Raw genomic sequence first — 17,563 nt, 5'->3', positions numbered from 1 at the left:
ACGCGGCGTTCGTGCAACGAGGCATCGCACGCGCCAGCGCATTTCGACTCCACCGACACACTACCCGCAATTCACCTGGCGGCTGCGTCGCCGACAGCACCCCCTCAAACAGGTGTGCCGCATGCATCTTCTTCCTGGTCCGCACGCGGCCCGATCACAGCTCGTACCCCGAAAGTGCGGCATCGAGCGGCTGCACCAGCGTCTCCGCGTAGGTAGCTGTCAGGTGCTGATTGTCCCGCCAGACCAGGACATTCCCGACGATGGCCGGGCACGACGCGGCATCAGGGCAGATCCAGTCGTTCATATCGATCAACGAGACATCGGTGAGTCCCTCCACGGCGATGGGCTCCGCCTTCGGCTGCGTTCCGATCGCTTCGCTCCGCGGTACCGCGCACCGGGTGAGCCGATCCGGATTCGCTGACACGCATTCCGGCACGTCGATGCCCATATCCGGGGTGTCTGCGATGACGGCGACCGGAATACCGGCGCTGGTGAAGCTGCGCCAGGTCTCGGCGAGCCCGCCCGCGAATGCGTCGAGTCGAGCGTCGCCGGCGAGTGGCTCGCCATCCTGCCACACCCCGCGACGCCCAGCGTTCACCGTCACCACGAGATCGGGATGCAGTTCGATGATCTCCTGCTGCACAAGCGGATTCCAAGCATTGCACTCGGTGTACGGCCTCGAGTTCCCACCCTGTTCGACTGCGGCGAGGGAGCACGCCGATTTCGTGTGGGTGACGAGTCGCCATCCGCGCGCCTCGGCGAGGCCGATCATTGTCGGAGCCCAGTTCGCCGCATGAGAGTCCCCTGCAAGCACCACGGTCACGTCGCTCCCCGGATCCCCGAACACGCACCCGTTGGGAGTGACCGTCGCCACGTCGAGCTGGCACCCGTTGTCGTAGATCACCGAGTTGTCCTGCCGTGCGTCGACAGCGGATGGCGTGAATCCCCCCGAGATGACGTCGACCGGAGCGCCGGCATCGGAGAATGTCGCGAGCGTTCCCTTGGAGATGTCGTCCGTGAGGGCTTCAGCACCCATGCGCGTCGCGTCAGCGGCTTCGAACTGCTGATCGCCGAAACGCGGAGCCACGGTGACCACAACGGCGATGATCACAGTGGCCGCCATCAGAGTCGCCCCGGCAGCGAGCGAGCGACGAACCGAGTGCTTGAGCCAGGGCCAATCACGGAACGGACCCTCGACGAATCGAAAGCTCAACCACGACAGCCCGATCGCGAGAGCGATGATGAGGAGACCCCAGCGGAAGCGCAGTTCGCCACCGAGAAGGTACGTGCCGACGACGATGAGCGGCCAATGCCACAGGTACAGCGAGTACGATATGTCGCCGATCCAGCGCATGGGGCGGGTGCCGAGCACGCGTCCGACACCATTCTCCGCCCGCCCGTTCATTCCGCCGACGATGATCGCCGTGGCCGAGAGCGTCGGCAGCAGCGCCGCCGAGCCGGGGAAGGCGGGTGCCTCGGCTGAATATGCGAACGACGCGATGAGGATGCCCGCGAGCCCCACCCAACCGAGCGCGAGTGCGATGCGCGACGGGATTCGAGCGGCGTACCGAGCGAACACCGCGATCGCGGCGCCGATCGCGAGCTCCCAGAGCCGCGTTGTCGTCACGAAGTAGGCAGGAGCCGGGTTCGAGGCGGTGAACACGATCGACCAGACCAGAGACGGGATGAGGATCGCGAGCACGCCGATACCGGCGTATCGCTGCACCCTGGCGCGATCGGGACCGCGATCGCCTCCCGCCTCGGCGCCGCCCGCGCGCGCAGCGCCGCCGCGGATCACGAGGAGGAGAAGGAGGAGGACGAGCGGCCAGACGATGTAGAATTGTTCTTCTACCGATAGTGTCCAGAAGTGCTGCAGCGGGCTCGCGGCCACAGTGGCATTCAGGTAGTCGGTGCCCCCCGCGTACATCCAGTTCACGACGTAGAGAGCGGCGCCGATGGCGTCGGTCCCCACCTGCTGCCAGCGGATCCCGGGGAGGAGCATCACTGTGAGCACGAGCGTGGCGATCACCACGATCGTCGCAGCCGGCAGAATGCGTCGCGCGCGCCTGGCGTAGAACTCCGCAAGGTCGATGCGTCCCGTCGAGAGAGCCTCGCGCAGAAGGAGTCCCGTGATGAGGTACCCGGAGATGACGAAGAAGACATCGACGCCGACGAAGCCTCCCGACAGGAACGGCGCGTCGGCGTGGTAGAGCAGCACGACGCCGACGGCTACCGCTCGCAGCCCCTGGATGTCGGGCCGGAATCCGGTGAACGGGAGCCTCTCGGAAGGTGCGTCGGCCCGTGCGCGGGGCCGTGCGTCAGTCGCGCACAAGATCTTCGCGCACGATGGCTTCGCCCTCGGCTTTGGCGACCAACAGACGGGCGCCGACGACGGCATCCCATTCTGCGATCTCAAGCCCGACGTTCGCCCGGAGTGCGATCAGGTCATCGCTCGTCAACGTTTCACCCGCGGGGATCGCGCGCGCGGTGAACACCCGACGACGCGCATTTTGCACTGCAGCGCTCTGCGCCTCGATGTCCGGGGTTCCGCTGCCGGCCAGCGACCGATACGTCGCCAGCGTCGCTACATACTCGGCCAGGAGCGACTCGTCGAACGCATGATAGTGGTCGTTTCCGACACCGGCGCGGTCGTCGGTGAAATGCTTCTCGATCACACGAGCACCCATCACCGCCGCCATGTCGATCGCCGGGGTGGACCCGTCGGAGGAGGGGGCCACATGGTCGGAGTATCCGATGATCGCACGGTCGCCGAAACGCGAGCGCAACTCCTCGATACCGAGCAGGTTCGCCTGCTCATGCGGCGTCGGGTAGCGCAGGACGCAATGGAGCAATGCGATCTCCCGTGCGCCGGCCAATTCAAGGCTGTCGAGCGCCCACGCGATTTCGTCGTGCGTGGATGCTCCTACCGACATGATCACGGGCTTGCCGGTCGCCGCGACGGCGCGCACGAGCGGCACGTTCGTAAGGTCGGCCGAGGCGATCTTCACCGCGGGCATGAGCGGTGCCAGCATGCCCACCGCATCGAGGTCGAAGGGAGTGGACAGGAAGTCGATGCCCACGTCGGCGCAGGTGGCGGCGAGCTCGGCATACTCGGAGGGACCGAAGGAGTCGTACTTCTGAAACAGCTCGTACTGCGACGGCGTGCACTCCTTCGTAATGTCCCAGTACGCGGGGCTACTCTTCGCGCTCGCGAGAGTGACGGCTTTGTACGTCTGAAACTTCGCGGCGTGACCACCGGCACGGGCGACTGCGGCGATCATGTCCCGGGCACGTGAGAGCGAGCCCTCGTGATTGACGCCGATCTCGGCGATGATGTACGGGTCTGCAAAGGCGCGATCGAACATCGGACGCGACCACCTTTCGTCTTCGATTTGCAGCGACCGGAATCAGAATACGGAGATGGCCTCGAACCCGATCCTGGTCAGCAACTCGGCGAGCGTGCGGCTATTCCTCCGAGCAGCTCCTGCTCGCCGAGCACTCTCAGCGTACCGCGCCCGCACTCCCGGGTCTTCCAGCATCAGTCTCGTCGCCGCATCGAGCGCCGCGTCGTCGACCTCCGTGCCGAGCCCGAGAGCGAGCACCCCGTTCTCGGCAACGGCGTGCGTGTGCGTCAATTCCTTGTCGTTCTGCGCAAGGCAGATCGACGGCGTGCCCTGACTGGCGAGCTCGATAATCGTGCGACCCGCCGACGTGAACGCAACATCGGCTCCAGCCATGAGCGCGGGCATATTGGCCACGTTCTCGAGCACGTCGAGTTCGTACGGCACTTCAGCCAGTGTGACTTCCACCGCTCGCGCCCCGAGACCGCGCGCCACGGTGACTGCACCCGAATAACCGACCCGGGCGAGCGATCGCAGTGCACGGTCGGCCAATCCGGCGGGATCGGTGCCCCCGAACAGGACCAGCACGTTCTCCACCAGCTCCCCGCGCTCGCGTCCATGCTGCTCGATCTCGAAACTCGGAGCGAGCAATGCGAAGTCGATCCCGGATACCTTCCGCTCCTCGGGCACCTCGGGGGTATCGATGAACTCGGTGACGAGCAGGTCAACCTCTTCTGCGCCGGCGCCGCGGTCCTCGAACGAGACGATCTTCGCCTCGGGGGCCATGCTCCGGATGCCGCGGATCTGCTCCACGGTGGTGTCGAGCACATCGAGCACGACGAGCTGAGCCCTGGAATCCCGCACGCGTGCCAGGAATTCGCGCTGGTCGGCGACTCGCACCGTGCGGTACGGATACTGGGCGAAGAAGCGCCGCCCGAGAGGAGCATCCTCGCTGACGTAAATGGTCACTCGATGCCGCGCCAGTTCAGCGGCGAGCGCGAGCATGCGATACACGTGCCCCATACCCAGCTCGGTCGATGCATCGACGCGAATCGCGACTTCCATGCGGCTGAGCAGGTGCGTTGCAACGAGCAGGTCGGCGTGGCTGTCGATATCGACGGCCTCGTCAGCATCAAGTTCCAGGACGCGGACCGGCTCGATCACACGGGTCCCGGCGCGTTCGATGTCGAGAAGCCTCGCAGCGATCACCCCGCCTGTTTCACGGTACTCGAGCGGCAGCTGCTGGCGATTGACACGCTCGGCGAACGCAGGCCGCACCGCGCCGTCGTTCTCGCGACGCCACCGAAGATGCTGATCCTTCGCCACGGTCAACACGGACTTCACGCCAGGATCGTCGAACATGCCGATCGCTCCACGTACGGTATCGGCTGCGAGCAGCGGCGACGTCGGCTGCACCGTGAGCACCAAGTCGCCGTCCTCCGCGCCGAGTCGCCGGAGCTCAGGCAGATTCCGCCGCACTTTTTCATCGAGCGTTTCCTCGGGCGGGGTGCGAAAGCTCTCGAGCACCACGACGACTCCCCGGGATTCGGCGACCGATCGGATCTCAGTGTCATCGGTCACCACCACGACGCGCTCGCGCGGCAGCACCTGGAGTGCTGTATCGATGACATGGCAGATCAAGGGCTTCCCAGCGATGATTCGCAAGTTCTTCCGAGGCACGCCGACGGAACCACCGCGCGCCGGAATGATCACCCACTCGCGCACGCCCTCCATCACTCGAGTCTTGTTTCCCTCCATGAGCGGTTACGGCTCCACCGGAGCAGGCGTCTCCCTGCGTCCTGGAACCGGGGCAGAGGGGCCTGCAGCATCCTCAGCATCCGCGGACCCGTCCTCGGTCGCGCCATCAGCGGCGGCGCTGCTCCCCGACGGGCCCGACGCGTCCGAAGCTCCAGCGGCGACATCACCGCCTTCTGCGTCGTCGGCTCCCGATGCATCGGCAGACCCGGTCGCGGAGTCCGAGGCGTCCTCGTCACCGCTCGCCTGATCTTCGGGGCCAGGTGATTCGGTCTCGGGCGACTCGGTCTCTGGAGATTCGGTATCCGGTGACTCGGTTTCTGGCGAATCCGTCTCGGGCGAATCAGCTCCCTCCCCGGAGCGGCCCATCTGGCCCGAAGTCGATTTACCCGCGCCGACGGTCTTCAGGCTGACGACCTTCCCGCCGCCGTTCCGGGTCCACACGATCGCCTTCTTCTCGAAGTTCTGACGAACGCCGCCGTCGACCGTGAACTCGTAGCTGGTGGGCAGTCCCACCTTTGCGTACCCACCATTCGCCCTGAGCGTCTTCAGGATCTCGCCCTTGACGCTGCGAGCCTTCGAGACGGAGTCGGTCCAGTAGATGTCGGCCTTGCTGAATCGCTGCTGCTTCCCGCCGGGAATGTCGTTCGCTCTGGCCACCGCGTACCCGAGCTGGTCGAGGCCCCCGTCTCTCAGGAAGCGCTGACGAATATCGCCCGATACGATCTTGGGGTTCGACTTGGCGGACCAGGTGATGATCTGACGAGTGGATCCTCGGGTGAAGTCCTGCATGACTCCTCGCGTGGTCGATCCGATCTGGTCGTTCGTCGGGCCGCCGAGTTTCGCAGCGCCGCCCAACGATTTGTAAGCCCGATACGTCGTTCCTCTCACCAACAACGCGCCAGTGCTCTTCTTCCAGAAGACCTCACCATTCGTGAAGCGCTGATTGTGCGCCTTCTCCACGGTGCGCTGTACACCGATCGGCGCACCCAACTGGCTCGAGACCTGGCCGAGATCTTTGTAGACGGGAAGAATGTGCCCGCGAACAACGGCCGCTCCGCCCTTAGAAGTCCAATACATGCGGGCCTTCGCGAAGTTCTGATAGATGCCCCCCGAAATCGATTTCGCCGCGCCCGTTGGCTTGCCCGTCGTACTCTTCTGCGAGTTGTACAGGCTCTTCAATTTGGCGTGCACTGCGTAGCCCGACGTCGCACTTCCGAACCAGGTCTTGTAGAAGTTGTAGAAGTTTCGGTTGCCGTAGCTCGAGCATCCGTCGCCGGTTCCCCAGCCCGCCGCGAGTGATGCCGCATTCGGACGATACGGCGTATAGATGTAGAGAGCCGCCGTGGCCCAGTTCTCGATGTAAACCTGCGAGGTGCCGCATGACCGATTCGGGTGCCACTGAATCGTGTTCGTCTGGAATGGTCGGTAGTTGTAAGCGTTGGGGTTCGCCCGATACACCTGGAGTTGCATCGCGCCGCGGTACAGCTGGTATGCGAAACCGCCGGCGCTGCTACTGCAGTTCGCCGAGTTCCCCGGACCGCTATCCGGGCAGTCGAATCCCATGGCGAAGTCGAACTGCCGAGTCGTCGGCCAAGTGTCGGTGACGAGGCTCTGCTCCTTCTCGAGCATGATCAGCAGCACCCGCGGGCTGATTCCGCATGCGCGACTCACCTTGCGCAGGATCATCGCCGCGGATTCGTCCTTCTTTCCGGTGTACGCCTTACAATACGAGTTCGCGGGTCGCGTCGTCGTCGTGAACTTCGCGTTCTTCAGACACGCTGAAGCGATCAACGTGCCGTTCCACTTCGTCCAGGGAAGCCTTCCGGGATCGCCGATCGTGCAACGCGCAACGCGAGCATTGAGGAATCGTTGAATCGCCCCCGATGTCATCGCGTCAGGGTTGTAGAAGTTCGCGTCCGAGATGATGTTCCCGGGTTGGAAGCCTGCAGATGGATTCGTCGCGGCTTGCGCCTGCGCGGGCACACCTACAAGGGCAACGGCACCCACCGCCCCGCCGACGAGCAGCGCGAGCATTCTCGTGGCCACTGCGCGAAACACCCTGCGCGGCTGCGGTCGCGCTGAAATGGCAACGGCCGTTTCGTTCTGACGTGACATCGTACCCCCGTTACCGCTGCAGACTCCGTACAGCCTAACGGAGCTTCTGCGCGAGACACGAGATACTGGCGGGAAGGAGTGAAAGCGCAGCGACGCCGTTGCTCCACTCGCGCTCATCAGAGCAATCGTCGAGTACAGTTCAGAAAGCGAAACGTACGCCCTCAGACCACCCTCGAACGGTGCCTCCGCCATGAATTCCCCGAATCGCGAGACCGACGATGCGCTCAGAACGTCGACGGGCGGCTATCGCAACGACATCGACGGTCTCCGCGCCATCGCGGTGTTGCTCGTGGTCATCTATCACGTCTGGTTCGGCCGCGTCTCCGGAGGCGTCGATGCGTTCCTGATGATCTCGGCTTTCCTGCTCAGCGGCTCCCTCATGCGACGTCTCGAGACGACCGGTCGAGTGAAGGCCGCGACGCAGTGGGTGCGCAATTTCAAGCGCATGCTCCCAGCCGCTGCGATCACCGTCGTCGCCACCGTGCTCGTCGGCATCTTCGTGCTGCCGGCATCAGCCAGGGACGCGCTCTGGCCGCACGCGCGCGCCTCCATCCTCTACTACGAGAACTGGCTGCTCGCCGCCGAATCGATCGACTACTACGCCGACACCGCGCTCGCGAGCCCGATGCAGCACTTCTGGTCATTGTCCGTGCAGGGTCAGGTGTTCATTCTCTGGCCGGTGCTGTTCCTCGTCATCGCGGCGATCGCGCGAGCTTTCCGGGGCCTGATGCGGCCTCGCCTCATCGCGTGCTCGGTGTTCGGCCTCGTGTTCGCCGTTTCGCTCGCCTACTCGGTCAGCATCACCGCGACGGCGCAGTCGTTCGCGTACTTCAACACGGGAGCGCGGCTGTGGGAGTTCGCTCTCGGTTCCATGCTCGCGCTGGTGCTGCATCGTCTGCAGTTCGGAGTCGTAGTCCGTGCAATCCTCGGCTGGACGGGGCTCGCCGCCCTGGTCGCGTGCGGCATGATCTTCGACGTGCAAACCGGGTTCCCGGGCTACCTCGCGCTGTGGCCGGTTCTCAGCGTCGCCGCCGTCATCATCTCCGGTCACGGGGAGGATCGGCGATACGGCCCGGCGATGCTGCTCGAAACCCGGCCGGTGCTCGCTCTCGGCAAGAGCTCATACGCGCTGTACCTCGTGCATTGGCCGGTGCTCGTGTTCGTGCTCGTCGCTCGGCGGGGCGAGTCCCTGAATTTCGTCGAGGGGCTGATCATCATCAGCCTCTCCATCACGCTTGCGAAGCTGCTCACACAGCTCGTCGACGCTCCGCTCCGGCGGATCGTCTGGTTGGATCGTTCGAGCTGGCGGGGGTTCGGGGTGATCACGGTCTCGATCGCACTGGTCCTCGTGCCCGTCACCGCCCTGCACGTACGCGCGGACCGCGCTGCGGCCGCAGAGCTGATTGCCCTCGAGCGGGCGACGGAGCGAGCGCAACTCATGCGCAATCCAGGCGCTGCCGTATTGTTCGATACTTGGGCGGAGGTGTCGGGAGCCGCGGAAGTCGTCGAGGCGGGCGACGGCGCGGGCCCGCAGCGCGCCGGGGACGCCAGCACTGTGGCCTTCACTGCCCCTCGCCGGCCGTTCCCCTTTGAACTGAAGCATCAATGGGGGTCGCTCGAGATCGACTGCTCGGACGGCAGCCTCCTACCGCTCCCCAAGAGCGTCGAGATCTGCTTCGACAACGGGATCGATGCAGTCGACGCCGAACGCACCCTCGTCCTGGTCGGCAACTCCCACGCGCAGCAGATGCTGGCTCCGATCGCCGAGATCGCCGACGAGCGCAACTGGCGGGTCGTCTCGTTCCTCTACGCCGCGTGCGCGTTCGGCATCCGAGAGGTCGACAAGGATCGCGGGATCTTCTTCAGTCAGGAGTGCCGGGACTGGAATGAGGACGTGCTCGATCTCATCGAAGACATCGACCCGGATGCCGTCGTGACGATCGGAACGGAGACCGCTCCTGCCGACGCGGACAGTCCGATAGATGCGGGCGAGCGGGAGCGCACGCTCGACGGAGTGGAGCACTCGCTCGACCGGCTCGCCGAATCGGACATCCCCGTCGTATTGATCCGCGACAACCCAAGATTCACCTTTGACTCGTACCAGTGCTCCGAGCAGACGGAGCAGCTGGCCGCGGACTGCGCGATCACCCGAAGTCAGGCGGTCGCCCCCGTGAATCCCGCCGCCTCATTCGTCGACGAACGCGTGGCGACGATCGACCTCACCGAGTACTACTGCCCCGATCACGTATGCCCCCCGGTCATCGGCAATGTGAACGTGTACACCGACGACAATCATCTCAGCCTCGTGTACGCGTCGTCGCTCGCACCGGTGCTGGGCGAGCGTCTCGAGGCCGCGCTCGTCGAGTTCGACGACTGACCCTGACGCGCCGGCGTCCGCCAAATCACGACTTGCGTATTCTCGCCGTGGGCTCCGACATCTCGGTCGCGGTGAAGTATCCGGTCTTCGCGCCTCTGACTCTCACCGTCAGACGATGCTTCCAGTCCTTCGAGGCGGTGGTGTAGCTGCGCTTCGTCGCACCGGAGATCGCCTTTCCATCCCGGTACCACTGGTACGAGAATGTCACGCTGGGGCTCCAATCGCCTCGTTGAGCGGTGAGCTTGCGCCCGATCGCCGCGTCACCAGTGATCGTCGGCGGCACGGAGACGAGGGAACCGCTGCCGACGCGCGCAGTCGCCGCAGAACTGCGCGGCGCACTCGCGTAGTTCGTCTTCGTGCCTGTGACGACGACGGTGATCCGCGTCTGCCGATCCGGGACTTTCAGCGTATACATCGATTCAGTTGCACCGGCGATCGCTTTCCCATCGCGCATCCACTGATACGTCACTCTGTCCGGGGTGACGTTCCAGTTCCGAGGCGTTGCTGACAGTCTCTGACCCACCTTCGCCGTTCCGGTGATGCGCGGAGCGCTCGACGTTAACGTTCCGATGATCACTTTGGCGGTACTCGCGGAGCGTTTCGCGCTGCGCGCATAACCGAACTTCGTGCCGGTCACGACGACGGCGATCGTCGACCCGGCGTCGGTTCGCGTCGGACGGAACGTGCGCGAGGTCGCACCGGGAATCGACACGCCGTCTCGACGCCATTGATAGGTGACCCGCACTGGAGCCGGTTGGAGCGGGGCTACCGATGCCGTCAACGTCGACCCCACCTGCGCCTGTCCTGAGATGGTCGGCGTCGACGGCCGCGAGAGTCGCTGCACGCCCAGGTGTCGCGGATGGGACGCGATGCTCCATCCCCCGGCGGTCGCGCCCCGCCCCATTTTCGCGACCTGCAACCGCGCCGCGCCGAACCGGCTTCCGGTGCTCGCGGCGATGACCACGCCCTCCTCGCCGAATCCGACGAGGTCGGCCTTGCCGTTGCCTGTGACATCTGTGACGACGCGCGCGTGCCGAGGCGTCTTCCAGTCTTTCGCGTTGAATTCGGTCGTCCATCGCGACCATGAACCGTAGCTGCTTCCAGAGCTCCGTGCGACGTAAGTTCCGTCCTCCGCGAAGCCGACCACATCTGCGCGTCCGTCACCATCGACATCCGCGAGGGTGCGCGGGTGGTCCCCCACGAGCCAACCCGTTGCAGTGCCGAAACGCGACGACCAGCGTTTCGCAGAGTTGAGTCCGCTTCCGGTATTGGTCGCGACGTACACGCCATCCGAAGCAAACCCGACGAGATCCGGGCGCCCGTCGCCGGTGACATCGGCGAGCATGCGAGGATGGCTCTCAGGCCTCCAACCCGCGTTCCGTCCGAAGCCGTCGCTCCAAGCCTGGGACGCACTGAAGCCGGTGCCGGTGCTCAGCGCCACGCGCACGCCGGCGTTGCTGATGCCGACGACATCGGCAAGACCGTCGCCGTTCATGTCTTGTAACCAGCGCTCATGCCGGTCCGTGCGCCATCCGGCGTTCGCGCCGAACGCCGTCGACCACCGAGCAGCCGGTGCGAAGCTTCGGCCCGTGCCGAGCGCCACGAACACGCCGTCGCTCGCGAATCCCACGATGTCCGGGATTCCATCACCGTTCACATCGGCGAGCGTTCGAGGGTGCCCCTCGACGACCCATCCGTTCGCGGACCCGAAGCCGGGCACCCACCGGGATGGCGCCGAGAACCCCGATCCGGTGCTCGTCGATACGTACACCCCGTCCCTGGCGAACCCGACCACATCGGCACGCCCGTCACCGTTCACATCGGCGAGCGTGCGCGGGTGATGGCGCGACGACCAGCCATCGGCGCTGCCGAAACCGGCGATCCATGTCTGCGGCGCGGACATCCCGGACGACGTGCTCAGAGAGACCTGGACGCCCCGGCTGCTGAACCCCACGGCATCGGGGCGTCCGTCTCCGTTCACGTCCGAGTTCCACGGTAGCAGTTCCTGAATGTCGCTCACGCCGCTTCCCGTGGAATCGGTCATGAGGATCGTCCCGACCGAGACGGAGTTCTTGACGGCGGATTCGTACCCGGTGCGATGACCTGTCACCTCGACGCGCAGTTCGGAATCCAGATCGCGGAGCGTCGGCTGGTACGTACTCTTCGTCGCTCCGGAGATCGCAGCTCCATCACGCATCCACTGGTACTGCTTCGTGGTCGGGCTCGGCGACCATCCGGTCGCCGTCGCACGCAGGGTGCCGCCGACCATCGGTGTGCCGCTCACCGTGGGGCGCGTGGTCGAGAAGCGCTTGCGAATGTCCTTGATATGGATGTACCCCTGGAACTGGCTCGGATGCACGACGCGCATGTTGTACGAGCCGCCCCAGCCGTAGTTGTACTCCTCGATGACGATGTTGCCGTTGCTCAGCACGTCGGCCACCCAGGCCACGTGCCCGAACTGAGACGCATCGCGGTAGTACGCTCCGCTCCAGGCCACAGCGCCCACTTCGGGGGTCGTGTCGACCCTGATGCCGACGCTCCGCGCCGAGTCTCCCCACTCGCCCGCGTTGCCCCAGGCCCACAGGCCCATGTACTGATTCGAGAACGGCACGCCGTTCGCTGAGTTCAAGCGCCACGCGACGAACGACGTGCACTGGCGATAGGCGAAGTTCCACTCGTCCCAGATGTAGCGCGGATCGTTCGGCCACGGCATATTGCGGTACTTCGCCGGGTAGTTGTCGCCGATCAGCGCACGCGCCGTCAGGCTGTGCGCATCGAGCGATGTTTCGCGTTCGGGGGCCGGGTGATCCTCGGGCCATGGAGAGTCGGAGGCGATGCCGCCGTTCGTGCCTCGGGGGCCCGCTGCATCCGCTTGCGCGCCCGCTGCCTCATCGGCGCCGTCAGCGCCCGCTGTGCTGCTTGCGTCCGCGCCGGTGCCCGATGCGGTTCCCGATGCCGTCGCGTCGGCGTTCGTTCCGCCGCTCCCGCTTGCATCGGCGGCCGCGCCCACGCCCGTGTCCGCGTCACCCGTCGCGGCAGCATCGGCGTCGTTCGTCGCGCCAGCTGCCGCATCGGGCCCGCCGTCGGAGCCCCCCGCAGCGCTGCCATCGGCTGCAGCGGCATCACCGGCAGCATCAGCTGCGGTCTCACCCTCGGACGGGGTCTGCGTGGTCGGGTCGACGTCTGCCGACACTTCGGCTTCCGCGCGCACGGGAGCAGCCCCGACCGCCTCGGCAGACGTCGCCGGCGTCACCGCGGGCAGCGAGAGCATCACGGCCGTCGCGAGCACCAATGCCGAGGCACGGCGCAGTCGCGCCAATCGTGTCGCACCCCGTGCAGACTGAACGGCACTCCCCATGGTCGCCTCCTGACGAGAGACGCGCCGGAGAAGGCCGTCTCAGAGCCGGGACCCCACCCGGCAGGAGATAAATGTAACACCCAGTGCATGCAGGGCGTCACCCTCAGTGCGCTACGACCGATCCCCGGGAAGCCCTCCGCTGATCAAGCCTCTGAAGAGCACCCGCTTCACGCCGGCCGGCAGCAGGCGGTACGCGCCCTTCATCACCACGTTGCGCGCGTACTGGGGCACCGTCACGAACCCCATGCGCAGCAGCTCGCGCTGCAGCTTCCACTCGGTGCGGGCCTCACGCCACCCGCCGCGCCTCGCGAACGAGCCAGACCCCACGCGGTACCGCAGCAGCGGCTCCGCGATGTTCTCGATGCGAGCGCCCGAGTCGATGAGCCGCACGCCGAGCCAATAGTCTTCCATCTTGCCGAAGGGCTCGTAGCGCCCGATCCGGTCGATCGCTGCAACCCGGTACATCATCGTCGGATGGTTGAACGGGTTGTGCGTGCGCGCGTGCTCCCGAATGCGGGCGGCCCCGACGGGCGGGGTGCGCACGGAGGCCGGGCGATCCGGATCCGACTCGAACTCTGCCATCCCCGTGCCCACGAGGTCGAAGCCCGCCTCGATCAACTCCCACTGCCGGGCGAAGCGCTCGGGCACGGAGACGTCGTCGGCGTCCATGCGCGCGACGATCGGGTGGGATACGGCGTCGAGCCCGCAATTCAGCGCTTCCGCGAGCCCGAGGTTTTCGGGGAGGCGCACGAGCTGCACCGGAATGGGGCTCTCGGCGACGATGCGTGCGAGTTCGGCGGCGAGCGCGTCGGGTACCGGGCCGTCTTGCACGATCACGGCTTCTGCCGGGCTGAGCGTTTGCCCGTCGACCGAGCTCTCGAACGCGGCCCGCACGAACGCGGCGTCGTCGGCGGCGTACACCGGCAGCAGCAGGGAGAAGTCGGCGGTGGGCACGCTTCCAGCCTAGCGCTGGCGGAGGGCGCCTCGCCGCTCACCCTGGCACCAACACAGCCCTCGGTCGCAGTTCTCCACAGATTCCGAGCGGGGCCAACGGGCGGCGCGGCACCGGTGCGACGCTGGCATCATGCCGCGCGGATCCCTCCCCTTACCCGAATGCCTCGGCACCACCTTCACAAGGGCGGAAGCCCTCCGAGCCGGCGTTTCGTCGCGCAGGCTCGCAGCGCCCGATGTCGAACGCGTGCTCCACGGCGTCTATCGCCGCGTCGTTCCGGTCCGAGAATCGGTGTCGCCCGATCATCCGGCCGCGTCGTGGCGCAACCGCCAGCTCGTTCGCGCTCGCGCGGCCGCGCATACGCTGCACACCCGGCACTGCTTCAGTCACGCGACGGCGGCAGTGATTCATGGGCTTCCAGTACCCGCACGCAACGACGATCGCATAGACATCGCGTCCCTCGAAGGGAACCACCCTCCCCGCATGACAGGCGTTCGGGGGCGTTACCTTTCGGCCGCGCACATCAAGCTGACAGTGGTCGCCAGGCTTCCCGTCCCCTCCCCCGCTGACGTGTGGGCGATGCTCGGCTGCGAGCTTTCGCTCCCCGATCTCGTGGCACTCGGCGATGCGGTGATCCGCCGCCCGCGCATTCCGGGTACGCGTCGGCTCGAACGCCCGCCGCTCGCAACGGTGGACGACTTGGCCGCCATCGTCGAAGTGGTGCAGCGACGCGGCAACGCCGCGCTGCGCACGGCGCTCCCACTCCTCGAAACCGGAAGCGCATCAGCACCGGAGAGCCACTTCCGTCTGCTGCTCATGAAATGGGGATTGCCCGAACCCGCCCTCGATTACGACGTCTACGACGACCAGGGCAGACTTCTCGGCGCGAGCGAACTCGCGTTTCCGCAGTATCGATTGGCGCTCGAGTACGAGGGCGCGCATCACCGGGTGCAGACGCGTCAGTGGAACCGCGATATCGACAAGTACCACGCGTACGAGGCAGCAGGCTGGCGAGTCATCCGCGTCACGGCGTCGCTCCAGTACACACGCACTCGCGAGCTCCGCTCTCGGGTCGAGACGGCGCTGCGACAGCGGGGCTGGGCCCCGAAGCCATGACGAACCGCCAATTCTGTGCGTAATAGCAGGCTTTAACGCACAGAATTGGCGGTTCGTCCGACGCGGCTTACGCCCCAGCGCGCTCGGCGCGGAGGCGGGCGATCTCGTAGAGCGAGACGCTCGCCGCGATACCGGCGTTCAGCGATTCGGTAGCCGAGGAGATCGGGATCGACACGACCGCGTCGCACGTTTCAGTCACCAGACGGGAGAGCCCCTTGCCCTCGCTGCCGACCACCACGACGACCGGGCGATCCGCCAGCTCGAGACCGGGCAGCGACACCTCGCCGTCGCCGTCAAGGCCAACCACGAAGACGCCCTGCTTCTTGAACTCCTTGAGCGTCTGCGTCAGGTTCGACGCCATCGCGACGGGCACGCGGGCTGCGGCACCCGCAGACGTCTTCCACGCAGCCGAGTTCAGACTCGCCGAACGACGCTGCGGCACGATGACCGCGTGTCCGCCGAACGCGGCGACGGAGCGGATGATCGCACCGAGGTTTCGCGGGTCCGTCACGCCGTCGAGCGCGACGAACAGCGGGGTCTCGCCGCGATCGATCACCTCGTCGAGCACCTCCATCGGGTGCGCGTGCTCCAGCGGCGGCACCTTGAGCACGACGCCCTGATGCACGGTGTCGCGCTCGACCATGCGGTCCATCTCGGGGCGCATGATCTCGAGCACGGCGAGGCCGCGGTTCGTCGCATTGCGCAGGATCTCGCGCATACGGTCATCCATCTCGACGCGCGCCGCGATGTACAGCGTGGTGGCGGGAATCTTCGCCCGCAGCGCCTCGAGCACCGCGTTGCGGCCGGTGACGAGCTCGCTCTCGTCCTTCTTGTTGCGGCCACCGCGCTCGGCCGGGCGACCGGTGCGCTCGGTGTACCGGGCCTTTGCGGCGTCGTAGCGCTCGCGGGCCTTCTTCTCTTTGTACTTGGCGTGGTACTCGCGGTCTTCGGCGCGCGGCGTGGGGCCACGACCCTCGAGCGCCTGGCGCCCCTGGCCACCCGAACCGACGGCCTTGCCGAGGCCCTTCTTGCGTACAGCGCCAGTGCGGCTCTTCTTATTCGTCATGTCAGGCTCCAGCGGGGTCCGTTCGGGGTGTCTTCGAGCGCGATGCCGGCTGCCAGCAGCCGGTCGCGGATCGCGTCGCTCGTAGCGAAGTCTGTATCGGCGCGCGCCCGGGTGCGCTGTGCGAGGAGGTCATCGACCAGGGTGCCGAGTGCGGACTCGGCGGTGCTCGTGTCGGTGCTGCTCGCGGACCACTGCGGGTCGTGCGGGTGCAAGCCGAGAACGTCAAGCATACGCGACACGTCGCGGCCGTGCTGGTTCGCGAGCTGTGCATCCCCATCGGCCAATGCCGAGTTGCCGGCGCGCACCGCCTCGTGCACTGCGGCGAGCGCCTGCGGGATCGCGAAGTCGTCGAGCATCGCGGCGACGAACGCAGCGGGAAGGCGGTCGGCTGTGTTCCCGGAATCGGAGGTGGCCTCAGCGCTGGATGCGTCGGAGCCTTGCAGCTCTCCCACCCGCTCGAGAAACCCCTCGATGCGCGAGAACGCCGCTTCGGCTTCGGAGAGCGAGCTCTCGGAGAACTCGAGCACCGAGCGGTAGTGCGCGGAGCCCAGAAAATACCGCAGCACGATCGGGCGGGCCTGTGCGAGCAGATCCTCGGCGAAGAGCGAATTGCCGAGCGACTTCGACATCTTCTGGCCACCGGTGTTCACGAGCCCGTTGTGAATCCAGTGCCGCGCGAACGGGTGGCCCGCCGCCTGCGACTGCGCGAGTTCGTTCTCGTGATGCGGAAAGCGCAGGTCGAGCCCGCCGCCGTGAATGTCGAACTCCTCGCCGAGGTAGCGCGTCGCCATCGCCGAGCACTCGATGTGCCAGCCGGGCCGGCCCAGACCCCACGGCGACGGCCACGCGGCGGTCACGGGCTCCCCGTCGCGGTGCGCCTTCCACAGCGCGAAGTCGCGGGGGTCGCGCTTGCCGACCGGCTCGGAGTCGGCGGCGTCTTCCATCTGGTCGCGCTGCTGCCGGGTGAGAGCGCCGTACTCGGGCCAGCTCGCCGTGTCGAAGTAGACGCTCGCCGATCCGTCGTTCGCCGCATACGCGTGCCCGCGGTCGATCAGCAGCTCGATGAGTTCGACCATCTCGCGAATGTTTGCCGTGGCGCGCGGCTCGTACGTGGGGGCCTGCACGCCGATCGCGTCGTACGCCGCGGAGAAGACGCGCTCGACGCGGTAGGCCAGCGCCCACCACTCTTCGCTCGAGCCCTGCTCCGCCTGCGCGACGCGCGCGTTGTCGAGAATCTTGTCGTCGATGTCGGTGACGTTGCGAATCAAGGTGACGTCGTGCCCGGTCGCTGCGAACCACCGGCGCATCTGGTCGTAGACGAGCGCGCTGCGGAGGTGCCCGATATGGGGGGCCGACTGCACCGTCGGGCCGCAGACGTAGAGCCCGACCTTGCCGGCCTCGAGGGGGATGAAGTCGACGACCGCTTGCGCGCGCGAGTCGTAGATGCGTTGATTCACGGGTATCAGCCTACCGCCGGTGC

The 17,563-nt window shown here is 66.4% G+C and carries 10 protein-coding genes; 2 read left to right on the top strand and 8 right to left on the bottom strand.

What is annotated here, in order from left to right:
• Positions 1–154 precede the first annotated feature (154 nt).
• Genes AB0O71_RS04660 through AB0O71_RS04645 form a run of 4 tightly spaced genes read right to left on the bottom strand, consistent with a single transcriptional unit; the run spans position 155 to position 7,145 of the window.
• Positions 155–2,332, bottom strand: coding sequence for an acyltransferase family protein (locus AB0O71_RS04660; protein ID WP_363742604.1), 2,178 nt, complete (start codon positions 2,330–2,332; stop codon positions 155–157).
• A complete protein-coding gene (locus AB0O71_RS04655) occupies positions 2,319–3,365 on the bottom strand; it encodes an N-acetylneuraminate synthase family protein (protein WP_363742601.1) in 1,047 nt (348 codons plus the stop codon). The genes AB0O71_RS04660 and AB0O71_RS04655 overlap by 14 nt, the downstream gene beginning before the upstream one ends.
• A 42-nt stretch (positions 3,366–3,407) precedes the next feature.
• The gene (locus AB0O71_RS04650; RefSeq protein WP_363742598.1) at positions 3,408–5,075 is read right to left on the bottom strand and encodes a hypothetical protein; all 1,668 of its coding nucleotides are present in this window, start codon (positions 5,073–5,075) and stop codon (positions 3,408–3,410) included.
• Positions 5,076–5,105: 30 nt separating this feature from the next.
• Positions 5,106–7,145, bottom strand: coding sequence for a hypothetical protein (locus tag AB0O71_RS04645; RefSeq protein ID WP_363742595.1), 2,040 nt, complete (start codon positions 7,143–7,145; stop codon positions 5,106–5,108).
• Between the two features lie 259 nt (positions 7,146–7,404).
• Here AB0O71_RS04645 and AB0O71_RS04640 point away from each other — a divergent pair, with 259 nt between their 5' ends.
• Positions 7,405–9,591: an acyltransferase family protein gene (locus AB0O71_RS04640; protein ID WP_363742592.1), complete on the top strand. Its 2,187-nt coding sequence runs from the start codon at positions 7,405–7,407 to the stop codon at positions 9,589–9,591.
• 25 nt (positions 9,592–9,616) lie between these two features.
• Here AB0O71_RS04640 and AB0O71_RS04635 read toward each other — a convergent pair whose 3' ends face one another.
• Together AB0O71_RS04635 and AB0O71_RS04630 are read right to left on the bottom strand one after the other, a co-directional pair.
• Positions 9,617–12,949, bottom strand: coding sequence for an FG-GAP-like repeat-containing protein (locus AB0O71_RS04635; RefSeq protein WP_363742590.1), 3,333 nt, complete (start codon positions 12,947–12,949; stop codon positions 9,617–9,619).
• A 111-nt stretch (positions 12,950–13,060) separates the two neighbouring features.
• Positions 13,061–13,903, bottom strand: a complete 843-nt coding sequence (locus AB0O71_RS04630; RefSeq protein ID WP_363742588.1) for a glycosyltransferase — start codon at positions 13,901–13,903, stop codon at positions 13,061–13,063.
• A 130-nt stretch (positions 13,904–14,033) separates the two neighbouring features.
• On the opposite strand from AB0O71_RS04630, the gene AB0O71_RS04625 reads away from it, so the two are divergent.
• Positions 14,034–15,017, top strand: a complete 984-nt coding sequence (locus AB0O71_RS04625; protein WP_363742586.1) for a hypothetical protein — start codon at positions 14,034–14,036, stop codon at positions 15,015–15,017.
• Positions 15,018–15,084: 67 nt separating this feature from the next.
• Here AB0O71_RS04625 and rlmB read toward each other — a convergent pair whose 3' ends face one another.
• Entirely contained in the window at positions 15,085–16,083 is a 999-nt protein-coding gene (gene rlmB / locus AB0O71_RS04620; RefSeq protein ID WP_090151861.1) for a 23S rRNA (guanosine(2251)-2'-O)-methyltransferase RlmB, read from the bottom strand.
• A complete protein-coding gene (gene cysS / locus AB0O71_RS04615; protein WP_363742583.1) occupies positions 16,080–17,540 on the bottom strand; it encodes a cysteine--tRNA ligase in 1,461 nt (486 codons plus the stop codon). The genes rlmB and cysS overlap by 4 nt, the downstream gene beginning before the upstream one ends.
• Positions 17,541–17,563 lie beyond the last annotated feature (23 nt).

Origin of the sequence: Leucobacter sp. NPDC077196 (assembly GCF_040687075.1) — a bacterium.
Taxonomy (GTDB): domain Bacteria; phylum Actinomycetota; class Actinomycetes; order Actinomycetales; family Microbacteriaceae; genus Leucobacter.
This window is presented reverse-complemented; position numbering and strand designations above follow the sequence as displayed.

Excerpts from the sequence above, each read along its gene's own strand:
- rlmB (WP_090151861.1), bottom strand. The coding sequence starts at position 16,083 with ATGACGAATAAGAAGAGCCGCACTGGCGCTGTACGCAAGAAGGGCCTC.
- AB0O71_RS04635 (WP_363742590.1), bottom strand. The coding sequence starts at position 12,949 with ATGGGGAGTGCCGTTCAGTCTGCACGGGGTGCGACACGATTGGCGCGA.
- AB0O71_RS04655 (WP_363742601.1), bottom strand. The coding sequence starts at position 3,365 with ATGTTCGATCGCGCCTTTGCAGACCCGTACATCATCGCCGAGATCGGC.
- AB0O71_RS04650 (WP_363742598.1), bottom strand. The coding sequence starts at position 5,075 with ATGGAGGGCGTGCGCGAGTGGGTGATCATTCCGGCGCGCGGTGGTTCC.
- AB0O71_RS04640 (WP_363742592.1), top strand. The coding sequence starts at position 7,405 with ATGAATTCCCCGAATCGCGAGACCGACGATGCGCTCAGAACGTCGACG.
- AB0O71_RS04625 (WP_363742586.1), top strand. The coding sequence starts at position 14,034 with ATGCCGCGCGGATCCCTCCCCTTACCCGAATGCCTCGGCACCACCTTC.